This window comes from Polynucleobacter sp. MG-28-Ekke-A2 (genome assembly GCF_035012985.1).
Lineage (GTDB): Bacteria > Pseudomonadota > Gammaproteobacteria > Burkholderiales > Burkholderiaceae > Polynucleobacter.
This window is the reverse complement of record NZ_JAYGQU010000026.1, coordinates 1-23,223: the sequence shown is the minus strand read 5'-3', so window position 1 is coordinate 23,223 and position 23,223 is coordinate 1. Positions and strand designations below refer to the sequence as shown.

The following is a 23,223-nucleotide window of genomic DNA, read 5'->3' as shown; positions in this document are numbered from 1 at the left end:
GCTGTAAATCCTTCTTTGCCTGACAGGTAGTGATTGATGACCTCTAGCTTGAAGTCTTTGCTGTATTTGGACATGAGACTGACCCTTTAAAGTTGGATTGGGTGTCCAACTTTTGTGGGTCAGTTCATTACTAGACCCTTTTTTATTCCCTTTGCTCCGGTAAAGGCACGATAAACTTTTCTCGGTAGTACTTGAGCTCCTCAATGGATTCCTCAATATCTGCCAAGGCGGTATGAGCCTGCTTCTTGGTAAATCCCTTCACCAATTCAGGATGCCAGCGTTTGCAGAGCTCTTTGAGGGTGGAAACATCAATATTCCGATAATGAAAGAATGCCTCTAGTTTTGGCATGTACTTCGCCATAAAACGTCGATCCTGACCAATCGTATTGCCACACATTGGCGCAATTCCAGGTTTGATGTATTTTTTTAAGAAAGCAATGCACTCAGCCTCAGCAGTAGCTTCATCTGTTGTTGAAGCCTTAACCTTATCAATGAGGCCAGAGCGTCCATGGGTACCCTTATTTCAAGCATCCATCGCATCCAACAAGGCGTCATCCTGGTGAACCACCCAAACTGGAGCGGTAGCAATCGTATTGAGGTGTGCGTCGGTCACGATCACTGCAATTTCCAAAATACGCTCTTTTTCAGGGTCTAGACCTGACATCTCCATATCCACCCAAATTAGGTGCTCATTGACTGGGGGTGTCTTTGTATTTGTTGCATTCATTATGTAAATAATTTCTTTTTATGTGCCGGAATAAGTTATCCACCAGCTAGAGTGGTGCATGCTACCAGCAAATCATTTGGCCATTAAAAGATTTTCATCTCCGAGGGCTTGAGTGTCAGCATAACTTGCGCATTTTTTGAAAATGGCTTTAAGCCAATTTTGTGGGGGTGATCAACAACCAATTCAACATTGCCAACTTTAATGCTGTAGCGAGTACATTGCCCAAGAAATTCACTAGAAGAAACTATCCCGGAGAAAATAATCCCTTCATCCAAATTTGATCTACTAGATTGACATATCTCAATTGCTTGCGGCCTAAAGCTAACTTGCACATGATCCCCAACTTGCCTATGAGTTGATGTGGCAACAAAAAAATCTCCAAGGCTGTCAGAAAATAATTCCAAGCCATCTTGGCGCACACCCTTAACTTTAGAGTCGATAAAATTCATGCTACCAACGAAGCTAGCTACAAAGGGGTTAATAGGATTGTCATACAGTTCCGTCGGGGTTCCCACCTGCTGCAGCACACCCTGTTCTAAAACAGCCATTCGATCTGCCGTCGTCATCGCCTCTTCTTGATCGTGCGTCACAAAAATAGTGGTCAAACCGAGTCGCCTTTGCATTGACAGGAGCTCTTGACGCATTTGTACCCGCAAAGTTTTATCTAGATTGGATAGAGGCTCATCCAACAACAGTACTTGAGGCTCAATCACAATAGTTCTAGCAAGTGCAACACGTTGCTGCTGTCCGCCTGACAATTGATTTGGTTTGCGCTGCGCAAACTCCAATAAGCCAACCTGATCTAGCGCTGCACTTACTTTGGACCGAATAATTTCTTTTGGAGTCTTGCGCTCCACCAAACCAAATGCGACGTTATCCCAAACGGAAAGATGAGGCCACAGGGCATAACTCTGGAAGACCATCCCGATATTTCTTTCCCAGGGTGCTTTGGAGCTGATATCCTTGCCATCTACCAACAATCTACCCGCTTGGTGCTGATTAAATCCAGCAATCAACCTTAATAGACTGGATTTACCCGATCCCGATGGCCCTAGTAACGCAAAAAATTCTCCCGGCTTAATTTCAAGACTAATATCCTTTAAGACCTCGGTGGGCCCGTAGGAGAGCTTGATATTTTCACACTGAACAGATACTTTTTTCATAGGCTCTAAATTGATTACTCGATCTAATATTATTTCTAGTGTTGAGATGAATTGATTTGAGCGGAATGGCTCTTATCGATCCTCTCGACAATAACGTGCGAAAAATAGGTTCCCAAGGCCACAACAATAATAGCCAATACTCCCAATGCCGCACCAGGCCCACGACCTGCAGCGCTTTGCATGAAAAGATAAATGCCGTAACTCATTGGTGCCTGAGCCTCAGTTGAAGTCAGCAACAGGGTTGCAGAAAGCTCAACAGCTGCAGTAATAAAGCTAGTAACAAATCCCGCCAAGATTCCACCAGCCATCAAGGGTACTAATATTCTTTGGATAGTTCGTGTTTTACCAGCACCCAAGGATTCTGCAGCCTCTTCAAGAGAGATATGAACCTGCTGTAATGCAGCAACACAAGAGCGCAAGGCATAAGGCAGTCGCCTTACTGCATAAGCCAAAATAATCATCAACGAAGTGCTGGTGAGCAAAACATCAGTGCCAGGCAAAGAGACGCCCTTGAAAAGCCGTAAATAACCGATTGCCAAGACAATACCAGGCACTGCCAAAGATGCGGTTGCCATCCAATCTAATGATTTTCGATATGGCAAGTTAGTGCGAAAGATCAGGTAAGCAATAGTCACACCAAGAACCACATCAAGGCCGGCAGCCAAGCCACAATAAACCAATGTATTGCGAATCATCTCACTCGAGCCACTAAAGATGGTCTCGTAGTGCGCAAGCGTATAACCGTCAGGGAGTGGAGCAAAGCTCCATACCTTCGCAAAAGACAGTAGCAAAACTCCAAAATGCGGCGCCAACGCAATCATCAGAACTACAAAAATCCAACCATATATAAATACTGCAGACCAAAAAGAGAGCTTCCGCTTTTCAATGCTAGAGCCGCCTTTTTGAGTGGTGGAGTAGTCCTTATTAGCCAACATTCTGGCGGATAGCGCCATAGCTAAAATTGAAAAAAGTATCATGATGACACTAATGACATAGCCCAAGGGATCTTCAAGACCTACCTGAGTAATGCGTAAGTAAGCCTGTGGGGCAAGCATATTCGTCTGCCCAAGCACCAGAGGCGTACCCAGATCATCAAACACCTTTACAAAAACAAGTGATGCGCCTGCGATAAAGCCTGGCATCCCCAGCGGGAATATCACCCGCCAAAAGAGGCGCCAACCTGTGCAACCCAAATTCAGGGCCGCCTCCTCCATAGCGCCATCTATATTTCTGAGCGCAACGGTAAGATTCATCAAAATGAATGGAAAGTAGTGGATAGATTCAACAAAAATAATTCCATTAAGCCCATCCATCAAAGGAATGGTGAAGCCACAATACTCTTTAAGCAATAGATTAATGGAGCCAGATCGGCCAAAAATTAACTGCATAGCTACAGCCCCAACAAATGGAGGCATGATTAATGGCAAAACACCAAGAGTCTGAATAATGAGGGCGCCTCGAAACTGAAAGCGCACCGTAAAGTAGGCTAATGGAACAGCAAGAATTGCCGCCATCACAGCGGACATACTGGCTACATATAAGCTATTGAAGAATGATTCCTTCATCAAGCCTTGGGCAAAAAACGCGGTGAAATGATGCAGAGTAAAACCGCCATCACCATCGATAAAGGCTGTATAAAAAACGCGTGCTACCGGAAGCAACAGAAATAGCAATAAAAAACTAAAGACCAGGCCTCCAGCAACCCAAACGCCTAGCTTAATTTCTCTAAAACTCATCAGCTAATCTACAGTTATTTAGCCAAAGCCAAGGCTTGCTCAGCAAAACTTTTTGCCTTTGCATAATGCTCTTTTGCTTGCACATTCCAGCGATCTTCCAACCCTGAAATCTCCTTATTAGCCGCCGCATCTTTTTTGCTGGTAGCAAATAAAGCTAGGAAATTTTTGTTGCCGACCAAGCTTGAAGTGACTATTGGAGTAAATGCTAGATCCTGCGCTTGCTTCAGAAGTGCCTGACCTTGTGCAGATGGTTTTTTTGCCAACGCTGCGCTTGCTTCATGAATAGCCTTAGTTGCCGCCTGCAAATCTTTATGACGAAATGTAATTGTTTGATCAAACATGGAAGAAACAACGTTATAACGCTCTTCAGATAAGTCCGAATTGAAGTTCACTTTTGCACGTTTAGCAATATCAAATGCATTGGGGTATCCAGCCGGTACTTTATTGGAAAAACTACTTAATGGCAAAACAGGGAGGCGAGAAATCTTGGGGTCCAAAAGCAAAGCTTGCCCCTCTGGGGAAACACTAAAGGCTATGAATTTTTTAGCCTCTTCAGAATTTTTGCTGCCACTAAATAAGCCAATATTAGCCGGCACAATTGCAGTGACATTAGGATAAGCAAAGTCAACCGGGAAGCCACCAGCCTTACTGGCTAAAGCAAAAAAATCAACGACCAGGCCTACGCCAAATTGACCGTTATTAACACCATCAGGCACCCCAAAACTTCTTTCAGTAATCGCAGCACTATTGCCTGCAATTTGTAGCAACTGACTCCAACCCTTATCCCAACCCTCACCCTGCAATATAGTCTCAACAGTTAAATGAGTGGTACCTGATCTAGATGGGGAGCTGATAGCGACATGATTGAAATAAACTGGCTTAGTTAGATCAACCCACTGGCTTGGGGTGGGAATTTTATTGGCGCCAAGATAACGGGTATTCCACATCAAACCATACCCAGACAAAGCTTGCCCCAAATACAAACCCTGTGGATTATTAATGGGATAATTCCCGACCTTAGCTGGAACTGACTTATTTGCCTGATCACTCACATTGAGCAATAAATTTTGACCGGCTAGCACCTCAAACGCATCCGGTGCGGATGCCCAAAAAATTTCTGGGCGCTGACCAACCGGCAACTCGCGAACATAGGCAATGCCTTGAACAGTGTTCTTATTGAGAATCTCCAGCTTAATAGTGGGATTGGCCTTCTCAAATGCAGTCTTATAAACCTGGGTGATTTCTTTTGAAAAAGAAGTAATGACAGTGACAGTTCCAGCATAAGAGGCAGCACTGACTAACCCAAGCAAAATAGCTACTGGAATAGAACTTATTTTATAAAACAGATTCATTATCAACCCCAGATAAATAATTACGTTGATACATTATGGCCCAGGAAAGCATTCCTTCATTTCATCTCGGCCAGCCTGGTCAAGATGAGATACATTGCCCCAGTCCACTAACGAAAATCCATTTTCATCATACCGAAGATGATTCATGGCCGCATTCTCCAATGGCCATGTACGCGCAACATCCATTGGGAGCTTGGTGGCCTCACGATACAAGCAATCCAGAACTCCGCCATGACAAACTACAGCCAAGACCTCTCCAGGATGCTGCATTGCAACCTGCTTTAGCGCCTTAATACACCGCTCTTTAAATTCATTGCGAGTTTCGCCACCCTCTGGGCCAAACTCAGGCACACGATCGTGCCACTTCTGATGTGCATCTGGCCAACGCTCCTTAACCTCAGCACCAGTCAACCCTTGAAAAACACCATAATGTTGCTCTCGAAGCTCGGGAATAATTCTGAGCTGCTCATTGCGAAGCTGAGCGATCTCTGAGGCAGTCTGGGAGGCGCGACTGAGATTGCTTGTATAGATGGCATGAATAGTTTTATCACGCAAAAATACGGCAGCTTGTTTGGCCTGCGCTAGACCAGCTTCATTTAAAGGAACATCCGTCTGACCTTGATATCGGCCAAGCGCATTCCAATCTGTTTCACCATGCCGAATGGCAATAATATGAGTTGACTGCATTTCTATCCACCCCTCTAAATTACTAGTCTACATGCACTAAATTTGGCGCCAATAATGCGCATTGATAGATTGCATAATAGTCCACACAATCTACTTACAGCGCTTCTATAATGCCCCAATGACTTTCACAATTGTTTTTCTAACCGCCTTCATCGCCAGCTTTGGTCTACGCCACTGGTTATCTCAACGCCAAATTCGTCACGTCGCCATTAACCGCGATGTTGTTCCTGCTGAGTTCGCTTCTCAGATCTCTTTAGCTGAACATCAAAAGGCTGCCGACTATACGATTGCCAAACTACGCCTAGGTATTTTAGAGAATGGCTTCAGCGCAATTGTCTTGATGGGCTTCACACTCTTAGGTGGCTTGCAGATTTTGAATTTCTCTCTTCTGCAACTATTGGGAGAAGGCATTGCACAGCAAATGGCCCTATTGATATCCATTGTCTTGATCTCCGGAATTATTGACCTACCCTTCTCATGGTACAAACAGTTTTACCTAGAAGAGCGCTTTGGTTTTAACCGCATGAATGCCAAACTCTTCTTTAGTGATATGTTTAAGGGCCTAGGTGTGGGCGGCGCAATTGGCGTTCCACTCCTTTGGGTCATTCTGAGCTTAATGGCTCAGGCAGGTGACTTCTGGTGGCTATGGGCTTGGGGCGTTCTTACCGCCTTTAGCTTGTTAATGCAGTGGATATTTCCAACCTTTATCGCGCCCATCTTTAATAAGTTTCAAGCGCTAGAAGAAGGCGCACTAAAGACTCAAATCGAAGCCCTGTTAACACGTTGTGATTTTGCAAGCCAAGGCCTGTTTGTTATGGATGGCAGCAAACGTAGCGCCCATGGCAATGCATTTTTTGCCGGCATGGGTAAAGCCAAGCGCATTGTCTTTTTTGATACCTTGATCGAGAAACTCAATCCCGGCGAAGTGGAGGCTGTACTAGCTCATGAGCTGGGACATTACAAGTGCAACCATATCCGTAAACGTCTACTGGTTTCTTTTGCCTTGAGCTTCGCTACCTTTGCACTCTTGGGCTGGATTAGTACTCAGCCTTGGTTCTACAGCGACCTAGGCGTAATGCCCAACCCCAATGGCTATAACGGTGGCCTGGCATTAGCTCTCTTCATACTTGTATCACCCGTCTTTAGCTTCTTCCTGACACCGCTATCTAGCCTGGCTTCACGCAAACATGAATACGAGGCGGATGGTTTTGCTGCAGATAAATCCTCAGCAAGCGATTTGATCTCTGCTTTAGTAAAGCTCTACCAAGATAATGCATCGACCTTAACGCCAGATCCGATCTATACCGCTTTTTATAGCTCGCATCCTCCTGCTCCATTGCGTATTGCCAATCTCAAACGTTTTAACTGAGTAACCTGGAACATATTTAGCTAATGGAACAATTTCATGCGCTACTCACAGCCTCCTATGGAAGGCATTATTTAGCGCAGCGCTTAGTGAAAGATGGGTGCGGAAATGAATCTCCTGTCGGCGAATTGATTCAGGTAAGCACTCCAGCGAAGCAGCATATTGGCGCAGTAGGTGATCGCATGTTGCTGGAGATGACCTCAGCAGATCAAGCGCGCATTGTGCGCATTGAGCCACGAGAAAATTTACTCTATCGATCCGACGCTTTTAAAAGCAAATTGATTGCTTCAAATGTTGATCAAATACTAGTCGTGCTGGCTACGCAACCCGCCTTCTCACCTGATCTTTTAGGAAGAGCTGTTGTTGCTGCAGAAACCAATCAAATTGGTTTGCACATTCTTCTGAATAAGTGCGACCTCAAAGATAACCTAGAGCACGCACGCAAAATCATTGCGCCCTATGCACGCATGGGATACCCCGTAACAGAGGTAAGTCCCGTATCAGTCTTGATCTTAAGCCTGAGTATGAGAACAGCTTTGGTATTGCCCATGGCGGCGTCATCATGACACTTCTGGATTTTGCAATGGGGGCTGCAGCTCGGAGCATTTCCGACATTCCCTTGGGGGCCATGACGATTGATATGTCGGTCAGCTTCTTGCGTCCCAGTACCGGCAAAATCGTGGTGGAGGGCACTATCCTCAAGCCCGGAAAGACGATTAACTACTGCGAAGCCATTGTTTTGAATGAAGCGGGGGAGATAACTGCTAAATCCAGCGGTACATTTATGCTCAGAAAATCAAAAACAGTTTAATTAAATATAATATTTATAAAGATTATGTCTTTTATTAATCTGAACTGATATAGCCCTAATAAATATAGTTCATTATTCTGAATAATATATATTGCCTGATTAATTAATTTATATATAATCATCTGATATGGCTTAGATAAGCCCTATAAAATAACCTATTATTCGGAGAGTAAAAAGAATATGTCTTCTTATAAAGAGCTTTTAGCCCAACGCGAGCAGTTGGATAAACAGATTAAAGAAGCAATTGCCCATGAAAAAGCTGATGGCATTGCCAAGGCCAAAGTCATTATTGAGCAATATGGCTTAACTGCATCCGATCTATTTAGCCGTAAAGCCGGCGCAAAGAGTGCTGGCGGTAAAGTGGCTCCTAAATACCGCAATCCATCTACAGGCGAAACCTGGACTGGTAGAGGTAAGGCGCCAAAGTGGATTGAAGACAGAGATCGTAGTAGCTATTTGATCTAAGTCCTTGTTTTTTGGCTTTAGTACTAAAGGCCGCTATAAGCGGCCTTTTGATTTGCTCCTTTCTTGAGCTTAATTCTCGTCTAAGTGCACTTCCTAGCCAAAGCCTCTACAAATAGGGGTTCTAGTAACTCATGCCGACTGCCATGAGGCCAGTTTCCCCCAGCCACTGGATTAGTTGCGGGGTAACCAATAATGAGTGGATTGAGGTCAATTAAGCCGTTTTCAAGCTCCTGTTTGATGCTTTCGCTCAGGGGGTGCTTGCCGCCAGAGTTCTCATCTGCCAGCGCAACCACACCAGGGTGCAGCTTGATAAAACCTTCATCTACTAGAATAGGTATGCGCTGTGTATCCCTGTTTTTACTCAGATAATGAATTAAATGGACTTGCTCAACCGGCGGTATGAGTGCGTCTAGAAAGATGAGGTCAGGGGCTATGGAAACAGCCTTCATTAGACCCTCCAGGCTATCTACCGCCATTTCCATGTCTACCTTGAGCTGCCAATCGGCAATGGACTCTAATAATTCTTGGCCATTCTCGGATCTTCTAAATATCCCCATGGCAACGCAGTTTTGAGTGGTCTTTTGACGCATAGCCCTTTTTCTGCGCTGTAATTGCTGTTCTAAAGAGCTTGCTAATATACGTCTGTGACCCCCACGGGTTTTCCAGGCAATGAGTTCACCTAATTCCACCATTTTCTGAACGGTGCCCAGGGAAACCTGTAAAACCTTGGCGCTTTGCCGAGTGCTGAGATATTCCGTTTCTGGGGTAATTGATTTCATATTTCCCTTAATTTCATTTAATTGTTTGAAGATTTAGAGAATAAAAATCAAATTCATTTGAATCTGTCGGTAGACCTTTAAAGCGGGGTAGGAAAGTTCTTATTAATTCTCTTTTATAGGGAGATACCCCAAAATTCCTTGAAATCAGGGAAAGCCCTTTATGTATCAATGGTCATTCGTGTTAAATTACACCTGTAGTACCAGTATTCGCACAGATCAATTCGCTAAACGGTAGAGCCGTGTAACGAATGGTTTTAACCACAGTTTTTATTCGGGAAACCCGATGAAAGGTGAGCATCATGATGCAGGATCAAAGAGATAATTCCTATCTCTTCGGCGGAAACGCACCCTACGTAGAGGAACTCTACGAATCCTACTTGCACGATCCAGCTTCGGTAGCTGATCATTGGCGAGACTATTTCGATAACGTGAAACAGGTGCCTGCGGTTGACGGTTCATCTCGAACGGACATTGCCCACGCACCTATTGTTGCTTCATTTGCTGAGCGCGCTAAGCAAGGCCCCATCAGAACGATTTCTGATTCGGCCGACTCAGAGATGGGCCGCAAACGCGTTGCTGTTCAGCAGTTAATTGCCGCGTACCGTAACGTGGGCAATCGCTGGGCAAACTTAGATCCATTAAAGCGGACTGAGCGCCAGGATATTCCTGAGTTAGACCCCGCTTTCTATGGCTTTACTGATGGCGATATGGACATCGTCTTCAATACAAGTAATACATTCTTCGGTAAAAACGAAATGTCCTTGCGCGATTTGCTCCAAGCATTGCGTGAGACATACTGCGGCACGATCGGTGTCGAATTTATGTTTATTGCCGACCAGAAGATTAAGAAGTGGTGGCAAGAAAAATTAGAGTCTATTCGCTCAACCCCACAATTTAATGTGGATGAGAAGCGTCAAATCTTGGATCGCGTAACTGCTGCTGAAGGCTTAGAGCGTTACCTCCAAGCTAAATATGTTGGTCAAAAGCGCTTCTCCCTTGAGGGTGGCGAAAGCTTTATTGCCTGTATGGATGAGTTGGTCCGTGACTCAGGTAATAAAGGTATTCAGGAAATCGTGATTGGTATGGCTCACCGTGGTCGTCTCAATGTATTGGTCAACACCTTGGGCAAAATGCCTAAGGACTTGTTTGCTGAGTTTGAGCACAAGGGACCGGAAACATTGCCTGCGGGTGACGTTAAATATCACCAAGGTTTCTCAAGCGATATTTCTACTCCTGGCGGTCCGGTTCACTTGTCATTGGCATTTAACCCATCCCATTTAGAGATCGTTAACCCAGTAGTTGAGGGTTCTGCACGTGCTCGTATGGAGCGTCGCGGCGATATGTTGGGTATGCAAGTGATGCCAGTGTTGGTTCACGGTGATGCTGCGATTGCAGGTCAGGGCGTGATGCAAGAAACATTAGCAATGTCAGAAGTTCGCGGTTATTCCACGGGCGGCACAATGCACATTGTGATTAATAACCAAATTGGTTTCACGACCTCAGATCCACGTGACTTGCGTTCAAGCTTGTATTGCACGGACATCATGAAGATTGTGGATGCTCCGGTATTGCACGTGAATGGCGACGATCCTGAAGCTGTAGTGTTGGCGACTAAGTTAGCTGTTGAGTTCCGCATGAAGTTCCATAAGGACGTTGCGGTTGACATCATCTGCTTCCGTAAATTAGGTCACAACGAGCAAGATACGCCTGCAATGACACAGCCCTTGATGTACAAAATCATTGCCGCACATCCTGGCACACGCAAGCTGTATGCTGATAAATTAGAAACTCAAGGCGCATTGCCTGCCGGTACTGGTGACCTCATGGTCAAAGAGTACCGCGCCGCAATGGACGAAGGTAAGCAAACCTCCGATCCAGTGTTGAGCAACTTCAAAGGCAAGTTTGCAGTGGATTGGTCTCCGTTCTTGAATAAGAAGTGGACCGATGAAGCTGATACAGCGATTCCATTAACAGAGTGGAAGCGTTTGGCTGAGAAGATTTCTACTATTCCTGAAGGTTTTAAGGCCCATCCATTGGTTGCTAAGGTATATAACGACCGCGCTGCCATGGGTCGTGGTGGGGTGAACGTGGATTGGGGTATGGGTGAGCATATGGCTTTCGCATCCCTGGTTGCTAGTGGTTACCCAGTGCGTTTATCTGGTGAAGATAGTGGACGCGGCACCTTTACCCACCGTCATGCTGTATTGCATGAGCAAAACCGTGAGAAGTGGGATACCGGTACTTATGTCGCTCTTCAGCACGTCACCAAAGATCAAGCGCCATTTGTAGTGATTGACTCAATTCTTTCTGAAGAGGCTGTTTTGGGTTTTGAATACGGCTATGCCGCTGCAGAACCAAACACCTTAACAATTTGGGAAGCGCAATTCGGTGACTTCGCTAACGGCGCTCAAGTAGTGATTGACCAGTTCATCGCCTCAGGTGAAGTGAAGTGGGGTCGTGCGAATGGTTTGGTCATGATGTTGCCGCATGGTTACGAAGGTCAAGGCCCAGAGCATTCCTCTGCACGTCTTGAGCGCTTTATGCAGTTATGTGCCGACACTAATATGCAGGTGATTCAGCCGACTACTGCGGCGCAGATCTTCCACGTGTTGCGTCGTCAAATGATTCGTCAGTTCCGCAAGCCGCTGATCTTGATGACTCCTAAATCATTGTTGCGTAACAAAGAGGCTGCATCACCTTTATCTGAATTTACTAAAGGCGGTTTCCAAACCATCATTGGTGAGCGTGATGACTCTATCGATGCAAAGCAAGTTACCCGCTTAGTCATGTGTTCTGGCAAGGTCTATTACGACTTGGTTAAGCAGCGCGCTGAGAAGAAGATTGCTGATGTAGCGATCATTCGCTTAGAGCAGTTGTATCCATTCCCGCACAAAGCCTTGACTGCTGAGATGAAGAAATATCCGAAATTGGAAGACGTGGTGTGGTGTCAAGACGAGCCGCAAAACCAAGGTGCTTGGTTCTTTGTCCAGCACAACATCTTGGAAAACATGTCTGATGGTATGAAGTTGGGCTATGCGGGCCGTCCTGCATCAGCATCACCAGCTTGTGGTTATGCCCATCTCCACCAAGAACAGCAGAAGTCTTTACTGAATGCGGCATTTGCCAAACTCAAAGGTTACGTGATCACGAAATAATCGTCTTCATAACTCAACATACACACATACATACAAACAGGATTAATCATGGCTATTTTCGAAGTTAAAGTTCCACAACTCTCCGAGTCAGTTGCTGAAGCAACTTTGTTGCAATGGAAAAAGAAGGTTGGTGACGCTGTTGGTCAAGACGAGATCTTGATCGAAATCGAAACAGACAAAGTTGTTCTCGAAGTTCCAGCGCCTTCCGCTGGTGTTTTGACAGAAATCGTTGTTGCTGACGGTGGTACCGTTGTTGCCGAGCAATTGATTGCAAAGATCGACAGCACTGCAGTTGCCGCTGCTGCTCCTGCAACCGCCGCACCTGCTCCAGCTGCTGCTCCTGCAGCAGCACCAGCAAAAGCAGCCGCTCCCGCTGCTAAAGCTGGCGCAGCTGCCGCTCCTTCAGCTGCAAAAATTCTTGCTGAGAAAAATATTGATGCTGGTCAAGTTGCCGGTTCTGGTCGTGATGGTCGTATCACCAAAGGTGATGCATTGAATGCTTCTGCAGGCGGCGCTAAATCTGCTGCATTACCAAGCGCACCGGTTCCAATGGGCGATCGCCCAGAAGAGCGTGTACCAATGAGCCGTTTGCGTGCTCGTATTGCTGAGCGTTTGCTTGAGTCCCAAGCTAACAACGCCATCTTGACTACATTCAATGAAGTCAGCATGGCTCCAGTAATTGCTATGCGCAATAAGTACAAAGATCAGTTTGAAAAAGTTCATGGTGTGAAGTTGGGCTTCATGTCTTTCTTCGTTAAAGCAGCTACACATGCTTTGAAGAAATTCCCACTCTTGAATGCATCTGTTGATGGCAATGACATCGTTTACCACGGTTACTTTGATATCGGTATCGCAGTAAGCTCACCACGTGGCTTGGTAGTTCCTATTTTGCGTGACGTTGACCAAATGAACCTAGCTGATATCGAGAAGAAGATTGCCGAGTTCGGTGCTAAAGCACGTGATGGCAAATTGTCGATTGAAGAGTTGACTGGCGGTACATTCTCCATCTCTAACGGCGGCGTATTCGGATCGATGTTGTCTACTCCGATTATCAACCCACCGCAATCCGCTATTTTGGGTATTCATGCAACTAAAGATCGTGCTGTTGTTGAAAATGGTCAAGTAGTTGTTCGTCCAATTAACTATCTTGCTTTGTCATATGACCACCGCATTATTGACGGTCGTGAGGCTGTGCTAGGTTTAGTTGCTATGAAGGATGCTTTAGAAGATCCTTCACGTCTTCTCCTTGATTTGTAAGAAGGGAAGATCATGAGCCAAGCTTTTGACGTAGTAGTAATTGGTGCGGGCCCTGGTGGCTACATCGCCGCAATTCGTGCAGCGCAACTTGGTTTTAAGGTTGCCTGTGCTGAATCTAGTTCCTATGATGATCCTAAAGGTGAAACACGTTTGGGCGGTACCTGCTTAAACGTGGGTTGTATTCCCTCTAAGGCATTGTTGGCATCTTCAGAGGAATTTGAAAAGATCAGCCATCATGCTGCGGATCATGGCATTAAGGTGGGTGCAGTAAGCATCGACTCTAAAAAGATGATCGCTCGTAAAGACGATATCGTCACCAAAATGACGGGTGGCATTCAGTACCTGTTCCGTAAAAACAAAATCACTTTGTTAAAAGGCTATGCTTCATTCGAAGGTAAGAATGCCGATGGTTATCAAGTGAAGATTGATGGCAAAGATAAAGAAACGGTTACCGCAAAGAATGTCATTATTGCTACCGGCTCTAAAGCGCGTCACCTCCCTGGTGTCGCTGTAGATAACGTCTTGATCTGCGATAACGAAGGTGCACTCAAGTTTGACTCCGCCCCTAAGAAATTAGGTGTAATTGGTGCTGGTGTAATCGGCCTGGAGTTGGGCTCTGTATGGCGCCGTCTTGGTGCTGAAGTGACCGTGCTTGAAGCGATGCCTTCATTCTTGGGTGCTTGTGATATCGGTATTGCTAAAGAAGCTCAGAAGCTCTTTGCTAAGCAAGGCTTAGATATTCATACTGGCGTGAAGATTGGCGATGTTAAGGCTGACAAGAAAGGTGTAGTGGTTAATTACACCGATAGCGCTGGTAAGGCTGCTAAGTTGGAATGTGAGCGCTTAATTGTTTCAGTTGGTCGTGTACCTAACACGGACAAATTGGGTTTAGATAAGATTGGCCTTAAAGTGGATGAGCGTGGCTTCATTCCAATTGATGATCACACTTGTGCTACTGCAGCGCCTGGCGTTTACGCGGTTGGTGATGTAGTACGCGGCCCTATGTTGGCACATAAAGCAGAAGATGAAGGTGTCTTGGTTGCTGAAGTGATTGCTGGCCAAAAACCCCATATCGATTACAACTGCATTCCTTGGGTGATCTATACCGATCCTGAAATTGCCTGGGTTGGTAAGACTGAACAAGCGCTTAAAGAGGCTGGTATTGCTTATAAGGCAGGTCAGTTCCCCTTTGCTGCTAACGGCCGTGCGTTGGGTATGGGTCGTGCTGATGGTTTCATCAAAGTGTTAGCGGATGCTAAGACTGATGAGATTCTTGGCGTACATATTATTGGTGCCAATGCTTCCGACTTAATTGCTGAAGCAGCGGTTGCAATGGAATTCAAAGCAGCAGCAGAAGATATTGCTCGTATCTGTCATGCACATCCAAGTTTGTCTGAAGTGATGCGCGAAGCAGCATTGGCGACAGACTCACGTGCATTAAATATGTAATTGAAAACCATTGAGTTTTACCAACAAGAGTTAAAGGCGCGCGGGTATCAAAGTGATCCCGCGCAGCTTCGTGCTGTAGAGCGTCTTCAGGAATGTGAAGATCAATGGATTGCTTATAAAGAAATCCGCAGCAATACTTTAAAGAAAAAGATATTTAAACCAACGCTCCCTCGCGGCATTTACCTATGGGGTGGCGTAGGCCGTGGCAAATCTTTCTTAATGGATTGCTTTTATGCGGCCTCACCATTAGAAAAGAAAATTCGCATTCATTTTCATGAGTTCATGCGTGAAGTCCATCGCGAACTCCATGAGTTATCGGGTTTATCAGACCCGCTTGATGAGCTTGCTAAGCGTATTTCAAATCGCTATCGCCTTATCTGCTTTGATGAGTTTCATATTAATGACATTGCTGATGCGATGATTCTCTATCGCTTGCTAAGCGCATTATTTGCTGACCGCGTGCAGTTTGTGATGACATCGAACTATCGTCCAGATCAGCTCTATCCGAATGGTTTACATCGAGATCGATTGATTCCTGCTATTAAGCTGTTGGAAGAAAAGCTCGACGTTTTGAATGTAGATGCAGGTAATGATTACCGCCGCGTGCAGATGGCACAAGTAGAGGCTTATCTGACTCCAGTCAATGCAGAAACACAAGCAACGCTCGGTCAAATGTTTCAAACCTTGATTGGTAATCAAAATGAGGCGCGTAATCCAGTCCTTAATATTGAGTCGCGTGAGTTACGACCGCTTCACATGGCGGACGGTGTGGTTTGGTTCGACTTTAAAACTTTGTGTTGCGGTCCACGCTCACAAAATGATTACCTAGAGATTGCTAACCAGTTTCATACGGTGATTTTGTCTGGGGTGCCCTATATGCCCCCAAGAATGACAAATGAAGCCCGTCGCTTTATTTGGCTAATCGACGTCTTGTATGACCACAAGATTAAGTTAATCATGTCTGCTGAGGTCCCAGCTCCAAATTTGTACACTGAGGGCCAAATTACGGCTGAATTCTCTCGAACCGTTTCCCGTTTGATTGAGATGCAGTCTCGTGACTACCTAGATGCACCGCGCCGGGTAATTGACACCAGCTTGACCTAAAATAGGCTTATGAGCAGCTTTTCACCCCTAAACGCCGACTTGCATTGCCATTCAGTGATTTCTGATGGCACATTGACGCCTGAACAGTTAGCAGAGCGTGCAAAAGCCAATGGAGTGCATTTGTGGGCACTAACCGATCATGATGAATTGGGCGGTCAGAAACGTGCGCGAGAGGCTGCTAGTGCACTAAAGATCGACTACCTTGCTGGCGTAGAAATTTCCGTCACTTGGATGGGTGAGACGATTCATATTGTTGGCCTTGGAATTGATGCTGAGCATGCTGGCATCATCGAAGGACTTCGCCGCACACGTGATGGCCGAGGTAATCGCGCCAAACTCATGGCCGAACAATTACTCAAAGCAGGTATACCTGGGGCTTATGAAGGCGCACTGCATTTCGCAGGTAATCATGACTTGATTTCAAGAACACACTTTGCGCGTTTCTTAGTAGAGCAGGGTGTATGCCGCAATACCGAACATGTATTTAAAAATTATTTAATTGAAGGTAAGCCGGGATATATACCTCATCAGTGGGCTACTCTAGATCACGCTGTTAGCTGGATTAAATCAGCAGGTGGTGTAGCGGTGATTGCCCATCCTGGACGCTACAGTAGACTCAATGCCATGCAAATGGACGAGCTCTATAAACACTTTAAGGATATTGGTGGCCTAGCGATAGAGGTAATTACTGGTAGCCATAGTCCGGACCAGTACAAAACCTTTGCAAAAATTGCACAGCAATATGGCTTTTTAGCCTCGCGTGGCTCCGATTTTCATGATCCAAGCGAGAGTCATATTGATTTAGGAAATTTGCCACACTTACCAGACCATCTGACTCCAGTATGGTCTGCCTTTCATTAAACGATAGATTCATTAAATCCATCATTACTTAACCACTTAGAAAAAGAATACAGATGTTTGCTGAACGCGTTCTCTCTGGCATGCGACCAACCGGTAGCCTGCACTTGGGTCACTACCATGGTGTTTTAAAGAACTGGGTGCGCTTGCAGTCTGAGTATCCATGCTTTTTCTTTGTAGCAGATTGGCATGCGTTAACCACTCACTACGAAACTCCAGACGTGATTGAGCAGTCTGTATGGGAAATGGTGATTGATTGGTTGGCAACAGGCGTGGATCCAAATCAGGCGACCTTGTTTATTCAAAGCAAAGTGCCTGAGCATGCCGAGCTTTTTCTATTGCTTTCTATGGGAACCCCATTGGGCTGGCTTGAGCGGGTGCCCACCTACAAAGATCAAATCGAGAAACTCAAGGAAAAAGATCTCCAAACTTATGGTTTCTTAGGTTATCCATTGCTACAGGCGGCCGATATATTGATGTATCGCGCCCAGTTGGTGCCGGTAGGTGAAGATCAGGTGCCACACGTAGAGATGACTCGTGAAGTGGCGCGCCGCTTTAATTACTTATACGGACGCGAGCCCGGCTTTGAAGAAAAAGCCTTAGAGGCAGTTAAAAAATTAGGCAGCAAACGCGCCAAGATGTATGCGGAATTACGAGTGGCATTTCAAGAGCGTGGTGATGATGAGGCGTTGGAGCAAGCTAAAGCATTGCTGCAAGAAGCGCAGAGTTTATCGATGGCTGATCGCGAAAGACTCTTTGGCTTTTTAGAAGGTGCCCGCAAAATTATTCTGCCTGAGCCACAAGCGCTTCTCACAACGGCATCACGTATGCCTGGTATCGATGGTCAGAAGATGTCTAAGTCTTACGGCAATACCATCAGCATTCGCGAAAATCCCGAAGATGTGACTAAAAAGATTCGTACGATGCCAACGGATCCAGCGCGTGTCCGAAGAACCGACGCCGGAGATCCAGCACGTTGCCCTGTATGGCAACTGCATACTGTTTACTCCAATGAGGAAACAAAACAATGGGTTGATAAGGGTTGTAAATCCGCTGGTATTGGATGTCTCGAGTGCAAGCAACCGGTAATTGATTCAATTTTGGCTGAGCAGCAACCGATGTTTGAACGTGCACAGAAGTATTTGGATGATCCTAGTTTGCTGCGTTCCATCATTGCCGATGGTTGCGACAAAGCACGCAAGGTTGCCCAGGAAACCATGCGCGAGGTTCGCGAAGCAATGGGCCTTGCATACGATTGAGTCTTGATCTTGCCTAGCCCGCACGATGCCATTTTGAATGCCTCTCCTTGGGTAAGGAGGTTTGCGCCCCTCATAGCAAAAGGCGGGGTGGTGCTGGATTTAGCTTGCGGATCAGGTCGGCATTCTGAATTCCTAGCCAACATGGGTCATGATGTCCTAGCGGTTGATCAAGATGTCACAGCGGTAGGTTCTGTTGGGAACCCTTTAATCACTCCAAAGAATCTCAATCTTGAACAGGCTGATTGGCCTCTGATTGGTTCGGAGTTCATTGCGATCGTAGTGACAAACTACCTCTATCGACCGCACTTAGACCAATTACCCAAAATGCTGCAAAAGGGTGGTGTTTTGATCTACGAAACCTTTGCCCTAGGGAATGAAGAATTTGGTAAGCCATCTAACCCCAATTTCCTGCTAAATCCAGGGGAATTACTCGCTTTTGCCTCTTGTCATGGTCTTAAGATAGTGGCTTATGAGGATATTTATGTAGATCAACCCAAACCAGCTATGGTTCAGCGCCTGTGCGCGGTAAAAGGTGAGCTAAAACAGCACATTCCGTTACAATTTCAGGGTTAAGACAGCTAAAAATCGGTGCATATTCGGTGACAAATACAGCTCATTCCAAAGGTAGCAAAAAGCCCATCGCTGGCAGCATGCCGGCTATCGTGACTCCCATGTTCGAAGATGGCAGCTTGGATTACGCTAGCTTGCGTTCATTGTTGGATTGGCATGTGTCTGAAGGTACTGACGGCATTGTGATTGTTGGCACTAGCGGTGAGTCTCCAACAGTTTCTGTTGAAGAGCATTGCGAGCTCATTCGCGTGACAGTCGAGCAAATTGCCGGACGTATTCCAGTGATTGCTGGTACCGGCGGTAACTCTACGATTGAAGCGATTGAGTTAACCAAATTTGCTAAGCAGGTTGGCGCGGATGCCAGCTTGCAGGTAGTACCGTATTACAACAAGCCAACCCAAGATGGTATGTTTGCGCACTTTAAAAAGATTGCAGAGTCGGTGGATTTGCCAGTGATTTTGTATAACGTTCCCGGTAGAACGGTTGCTGATTTGGCTGGTGATACTGTGGTTCGTTTAGCGGGTGTGCCAGGCATCATCGGTATTAAAGAGGCAACAGGCAGCTTAGAGCGTGGCACCTTATTGATCAATGATCTCAAGCGTGCCGGCCATCAAGACTTCTCCGTATTTTCTGGCGATGATCTCACGGCCGCCATGCTCATGTTGATGGGCGGTAAAGGTAATATTTCTGTCACGGCTAATATTGCTCCACGCTTGATGCATGAGCTCTGCGTAGCCGCTATGTCGGATGATGTGAAAAGAACCCGTGAAATTCAATATCAATTGATTGCAGTTCATAAGGCCATGTTCACAGAGGCCAACCCAATCCCCGTGAAGTGGGCATTGCATGAGATGGGCAAGATTACTGCTGGCATTCGTTTGCCATTAACACCTTTAAGCATTTCTTTGCGTGAGCCTTTGAAGGCAGCGTTAAAACAGGCCAACCTATTATGATGAATTTGCTCTCACTATACCGTCGATATTTTTCGATTCTGGCTTTAATCGTTATCGCTTCTGCCGCGTTGACTGCCTGTAAATCGGTTACTAGTAACGATACCGTTGACTATAAGAGTGCAGGCGCTGTGCGCGGCCCTAATTTGTCATACCCTCCTGACTTGATCACGGCACAGGCTGATCGACGCTACATCGTTCAGGATGGCGCAGCGACGATGTCCGAATACAATGCCGCAGTGAAGAAATCAACGCAGTTGCGCAGCAACGTCATGACAGGTATTCCTGGTATGCGAATTGCGCGTGATGGTGAGCGTCGTTGGTTGGTTGTTGAAAAACCAGCCCCTGAGCTCTACCCACAAGTAAAAGATTTTTGGCAAGAAAATGGTTTCTTGTTAGTGGTAGATTCTCCATCAACCGGCATTATGGAAACCGACTGGGCAGAAAATCGGGCGAAGATTGCGCAAGATTGGATTCGCTCAACGATTGGTGGTGCAATCGACTCTATTTATGACACTGGTGAACGCGATAAATACAAAACTCGTCTTGAGGTATCCAAGCCAGGCGAGACAGAAATCTACATTACTCAACGCGGTGCGATTGAGAAATGTACAACCGACACAACAGGCGCTTGTTTATCTACCATTTGGACCGCTCGTCCAAATGATCCTGAGTTAGAGGCCGCATTCCTGGCTCGTTTGATGGAGCGCTTAGGCATGACGCAAGAGCAGGCTAAAGCAATGGTTGCAGTGCCTCTTGGCCCTAAAACGCCTAAAGCGAAGTTTGTTCAGGAGGGCACTAACCAAGCTTATATCGAGCTCAGTGCTGGCTTTGATCGCTCTTGGCGTGATGTTGGATTGGCTCTGGATCGCTCTAACTTCACGGTTGAGGATCGGAATCGCTCAAGTGGTGTTTACTATGTTCGTTACGTGAATCCTAAAGACTTGGGCGATACCAAGGGCTTCTTCTCCAACCTCTTTAGCAGTAAAGATGAGTCTGGTATGAAGGCCAAAAAATATCAGGTGCTAGTGAAGAGTACTGGTGAGAATTCTGCGAATGTCTATGTACAGGGCGCGGATGGCAAACCAGAAAATACGCCCGCTGGTTATCAGTTGCTGACTTTGTTAACGGAGCAACTAACAAAGTAGTAGATTTTTAAAGGAAATAAAAAAGCCGCTTTTCAGCGGCTTTTTTTCTTCATGAAGAAGATTACTTCTTAGCATCAGCAGCAGGAGCAGCTGGAGCAGCAGCAGGAGCTTCAGCAGCAGGAGCAGCTGGAGCAGCAGCAGGAGCTTCAGCAGGTTTTGCTTCTTCTTTTTTACCGCAAGCGGCCAAGGCGATTGCAAACATTGCAGCGATAACGAGTGACTTCTTCATTTGTAAATTCCTTTAAAAAAATTAATAACAATTACCGGTAATTGTTCTCTGGATATACCGAGGGATTGCCCCTAAGTAGTTTCCAGCAATAATTATATCCATCTCCGCCTTCAGTGCTCAAAAAACCAACCAGCCGGCTAAATAAGCCTCATAAAGGCTAGATTGATCAAGCTGTTTTAGCCTGCCTGCCCTCAGCTCTTTATGGGCAGAGAGGGTTTGCCAGGCCGCAAGAATATCTGGGGCTTGTCCCTGGGTCATGGATTCTCCATTGCAATATACCTGTTCCCCAAGGCTCAGAATACGGGTTTGCGGGTGAGGTAGAAGTTTGCTGGATCGAAGCTTTCTAAGAAATTCTTGGGGCTTCAGGGGCTTATCGGGGGCATCAAACAGAGCCTGTTGTTTAGGTTCCGAAAGGTAGGCGGTAATACCGGGCAGAAACCCATCAATTTGGTCTAGTTTCAGCTCTTTGAGTTTTGAGCCTAGTTGTTTGATGAGCTCTTCCGGCAATTGCTCTGCACTATGAGTTGCGCCCTGTTTAGGGTCTGCAAACTTGCTCTCTAGCGCGGGAATATCCTCCAAAGATTCTGCTAGGCGCCACAAACCTTCTTGCAGTAATTCTTTAAAGCTGGGGGAGCGAAATCCAACAGACCATGTTTGGCAACCCGCATCTAGTGCAATGCCATCATGAGCAACATGCGGTGGTAAATACAGCATATCGCCAGGCTCCAAAGTCCACTCTTGTTCGGGCTTAAAGTTGCGCAGAATTTTTAGCGGTAGATTAGGGTTGAGACTCAGATCTTTTTGTTCTGAAATTTTCCACCGCCTTCTGCCAGACATTTGAATTAGGAAGACGTCGTAAGAATCAAAGTGGGGGCCAACGCCGCCTCCAATGCCAGCAATGCTAATCATTAAGTCATCTAAGCGCGCATCAGGAATAAAGCGGAACCAAGACAGAATTTTTGTAGCTGCTGGATGATGTGCCTCCATTCCTTGAAGCAATAAAGTCCAGTCGGGTTTGTCGATCGATGGAATGGCCTTTTTAGAAAACGGTCCGCTATCAAAGCTCCATGGATTAGATTTAACCAAGCGCGCCTCTACCTCATCTTGCAGGGCAAATTTGACTAGCTCTTTGGTAGGAATAGGGCTATCCAGGGGCTCACCATTTTTAGCCGAAAGGGCAAATGCCGGAATCGCCCCGCGGATGAGAAGGGGCTTTTTATGCCAATACCGCGCCATGAACTGGTCTGGGCTAATACCCCCAAATAAGGCCCAGGGCTCCCCTAAAGGGAGCTTTGATGGAGCCTGAGGCGGCTCATAGGGTTTGCTCAAGTAAAATGAGGTCATAAAGTAAAAAGCTGTTTAGAAACTGATTAAAAACGAATGTTCGACAAATTCCGCATGAAGATTGAAAAAAATACCATCGTATCCCTTCGCTATAAGCTAACCGATGCGCAAAACAATGTCATCGAGGAACCCGATTCTCCGATGGTATACCTGCACGGAGGTTATGAAGGTACTTTTCCTAAAATTGAGAATCTGCTTGATGGCCAAGATATTGGTTATGAGGCAACGATTCAGCTTGAGCCTAATGAAGCTTTTGGTGAATATGATCCTGAGTTGTTAAAAATCGAGCCACGTACCCGTTTCCCTGAGCCGTTAGAAGTGGGGATGCAGTTTGAAGGCGTTCCTGATGCAGATGAGGACGCGACTGTAGATGATTCTGAAGATGGTGAACCTTTAATCTATACCGTTACGGATGTTGCAGACAGTCAAGTGGTATTAGATGGCAATCATCCGTTAGCAGGCATGGCATTACGTTTTTGGGTTCAAGTGGAAGATGTTCGCGCAGCTACTGATGATGAAATTGAAAATCGTCATCCAGAGGGCGGCGAAAGTTTTTCATTTGGGATGCCTAATGATGAGGGCGATGATGAAGATGAAGAATTTCCAGGTGGCGCATTAGGTGGTGATAGCACGGGCCCACGTACGCTACATTAATTAAAACCAAGTTTGAATAAAGAAAGGAATAGCATTGAACTGACCCACAAAAGTTGGACACCCAATCCAACTTTAAAGGGTCAGTCTCATGTCCAAATACAGCAAAGACTTCAAGCTAGAGGTCATCAATCACTACCTGTCAGGCAAAGAAGGATTTACA

At 46.0% G+C, this 23,223-nt stretch carries 21 protein-coding genes and 1 pseudogene; 14 read left to right on the top strand and 8 right to left on the bottom strand.

Annotation, left to right across the window (positions count from 1 at the left end; all coding sequences use genetic code 11):
- Positions 1-142: 142 nt before the first annotated feature.
- The 5 genes and pseudogenes from orn to VC188_RS10865 form a co-directional block, all read right to left on the bottom strand.
- Positions 143-727: pseudogene (orn, locus tag VC188_RS10885) on the bottom strand (oligoribonuclease).
- Positions 728-810: 83 nt separating this feature from the next.
- A complete protein-coding gene (locus tag VC188_RS10880) occupies positions 811-1,890 on the bottom strand; it encodes an ABC transporter ATP-binding protein (RefSeq protein WP_323483980.1) in 1,080 nt (359 codons plus the stop codon).
- Between the two features lie 35 nt (positions 1,891-1,925).
- A complete protein-coding gene (locus VC188_RS10875) occupies positions 1,926-3,626 on the bottom strand; it encodes an iron ABC transporter permease (protein WP_323483979.1) in 1,701 nt (566 codons plus the stop codon).
- 14 nt (positions 3,627-3,640) lie between these two features.
- Positions 3,641-4,978: an ABC transporter substrate-binding protein gene (locus VC188_RS10870; RefSeq protein ID WP_323483978.1), complete on the bottom strand. Its 1,338-nt coding sequence runs from the start codon at positions 4,976-4,978 to the stop codon at positions 3,641-3,643.
- A 33-nt stretch (positions 4,979-5,011) separates the two neighbouring features.
- Complete coding sequence (locus VC188_RS10865) at positions 5,012-5,665, bottom strand: histidine phosphatase family protein (RefSeq protein WP_323483977.1); 654 nt, start codon at positions 5,663-5,665, stop codon at positions 5,012-5,014.
- A 118-nt stretch (positions 5,666-5,783) separates the two neighbouring features.
- Here VC188_RS10865 and VC188_RS10860 point away from each other — a divergent pair, with 118 nt between their 5' ends.
- From VC188_RS10860 to VC188_RS10845, 4 genes are all read left to right on the top strand, one after another.
- Positions 5,784-7,034 (top strand): M48 family metallopeptidase, encoded by a 1,251-nt coding sequence (locus VC188_RS10860; protein ID WP_323483976.1) that lies wholly within the window; start codon positions 5,784-5,786, stop codon positions 7,032-7,034.
- A 23-nt stretch (positions 7,035-7,057) separates the two neighbouring features.
- Positions 7,058-7,597 (top strand): GTPase RsgA, encoded by a 540-nt coding sequence (gene rsgA / locus VC188_RS10855; RefSeq protein ID WP_416350510.1) that lies wholly within the window; start codon positions 7,058-7,060, stop codon positions 7,595-7,597.
- Complete coding sequence (locus tag VC188_RS10850; RefSeq protein WP_323483981.1) at positions 7,504-7,842, top strand: PaaI family thioesterase; 339 nt, start codon at positions 7,504-7,506, stop codon at positions 7,840-7,842. The genes rsgA and VC188_RS10850 overlap by 94 nt, the downstream gene beginning before the upstream one ends.
- A 180-nt stretch (positions 7,843-8,022) precedes the next feature.
- Entirely contained in the window at positions 8,023-8,307 is a 285-nt protein-coding gene (locus VC188_RS10845) for an H-NS histone family protein (RefSeq protein WP_323483975.1), read from the top strand.
- 80 nt (positions 8,308-8,387) lie between these two features.
- Here VC188_RS10845 and VC188_RS10840 read toward each other — a convergent pair whose 3' ends face one another.
- Complete coding sequence (locus VC188_RS10840) at positions 8,388-9,086, bottom strand: excisionase family DNA-binding protein (RefSeq protein WP_323483974.1); 699 nt, start codon at positions 9,084-9,086, stop codon at positions 8,388-8,390.
- 299 nt (positions 9,087-9,385) lie between these two features.
- Here VC188_RS10840 and VC188_RS10835 point away from each other — a divergent pair, with 299 nt between their 5' ends.
- The 9 genes from VC188_RS10835 to bamC all read left to right on the top strand — a co-directional run bounded on the left by VC188_RS10835 (position 9,386) and on the right by bamC (position 20,836).
- Positions 9,386-12,241 (top strand): 2-oxoglutarate dehydrogenase E1 component, encoded by a 2,856-nt coding sequence (locus tag VC188_RS10835; RefSeq protein WP_323483973.1) that lies wholly within the window; start codon positions 9,386-9,388, stop codon positions 12,239-12,241.
- A gap of 48 nt (positions 12,242-12,289) precedes the next feature.
- A complete protein-coding gene (odhB, locus tag VC188_RS10830; RefSeq protein WP_323483972.1) occupies positions 12,290-13,498 on the top strand; it encodes a 2-oxoglutarate dehydrogenase complex dihydrolipoyllysine-residue succinyltransferase in 1,209 nt (402 codons plus the stop codon).
- Positions 13,499-13,510: 12 nt separating this feature from the next.
- The gene (gene lpdA, locus VC188_RS10825; protein ID WP_323483971.1) at positions 13,511-14,947 is read left to right on the top strand and encodes a dihydrolipoyl dehydrogenase; all 1,437 of its coding nucleotides are present in this window, start codon (positions 13,511-13,513) and stop codon (positions 14,945-14,947) included.
- On the top strand, positions 14,948-16,051 hold the full coding sequence (gene zapE / locus VC188_RS10820; protein WP_323483970.1) for a cell division protein ZapE: 1,104 nt from the start codon (positions 14,948-14,950) through the stop codon (positions 16,049-16,051).
- Between the two features lie 9 nt (positions 16,052-16,060).
- Positions 16,061-16,912 (top strand): 3',5'-nucleoside bisphosphate phosphatase, encoded by an 852-nt coding sequence (locus tag VC188_RS10815; protein ID WP_323483969.1) that lies wholly within the window; start codon positions 16,061-16,063, stop codon positions 16,910-16,912.
- A gap of 53 nt (positions 16,913-16,965) precedes the next feature.
- Complete coding sequence (locus VC188_RS10810; RefSeq protein WP_215321990.1) at positions 16,966-18,168, top strand: tryptophan--tRNA ligase; 1,203 nt, start codon at positions 16,966-16,968, stop codon at positions 18,166-18,168.
- A 9-nt stretch (positions 18,169-18,177) separates the two neighbouring features.
- Positions 18,178-18,741, top strand: coding sequence for an SAM-dependent methyltransferase (locus tag VC188_RS10805; RefSeq protein WP_323483968.1), 564 nt, complete (start codon positions 18,178-18,180; stop codon positions 18,739-18,741).
- A gap of 77 nt (positions 18,742-18,818) precedes the next feature.
- Entirely contained in the window at positions 18,819-19,691 is an 873-nt protein-coding gene (dapA, locus tag VC188_RS10800) for a 4-hydroxy-tetrahydrodipicolinate synthase (RefSeq protein ID WP_216157665.1), read from the top strand.
- Positions 19,688-20,836 carry an outer membrane protein assembly factor BamC gene (gene bamC, locus VC188_RS10795; protein ID WP_215321992.1) on the top strand — a complete coding sequence of 383 codons (1,149 nt, stop codon included), beginning with the start codon at positions 19,688-19,690 and terminating at the stop codon, positions 20,834-20,836. The genes dapA and bamC overlap by 4 nt, the downstream gene beginning before the upstream one ends.
- 61 nt (positions 20,837-20,897) lie before the next feature.
- Here the strand turns inward: bamC and VC188_RS10790 are convergent, their stop codons facing one another.
- On the bottom strand, positions 20,898-21,065 hold the full coding sequence (locus VC188_RS10790; protein WP_215321994.1) for a hypothetical protein: 168 nt from the start codon (positions 21,063-21,065) through the stop codon (positions 20,898-20,900).
- 117 nt (positions 21,066-21,182) lie between these two features.
- A complete protein-coding gene (locus tag VC188_RS10785; RefSeq protein ID WP_323483967.1) occupies positions 21,183-22,409 on the bottom strand; it encodes a cupin domain-containing protein in 1,227 nt (408 codons plus the stop codon).
- A gap of 54 nt (positions 22,410-22,463) precedes the next feature.
- On the opposite strand from VC188_RS10785, the gene VC188_RS10780 reads away from it, so the two are divergent.
- A complete protein-coding gene (locus VC188_RS10780; RefSeq protein WP_215321998.1) occupies positions 22,464-23,063 on the top strand; it encodes an FKBP-type peptidyl-prolyl cis-trans isomerase in 600 nt (199 codons plus the stop codon).
- Positions 23,064-23,223: the final 160 nt, after the last annotated feature.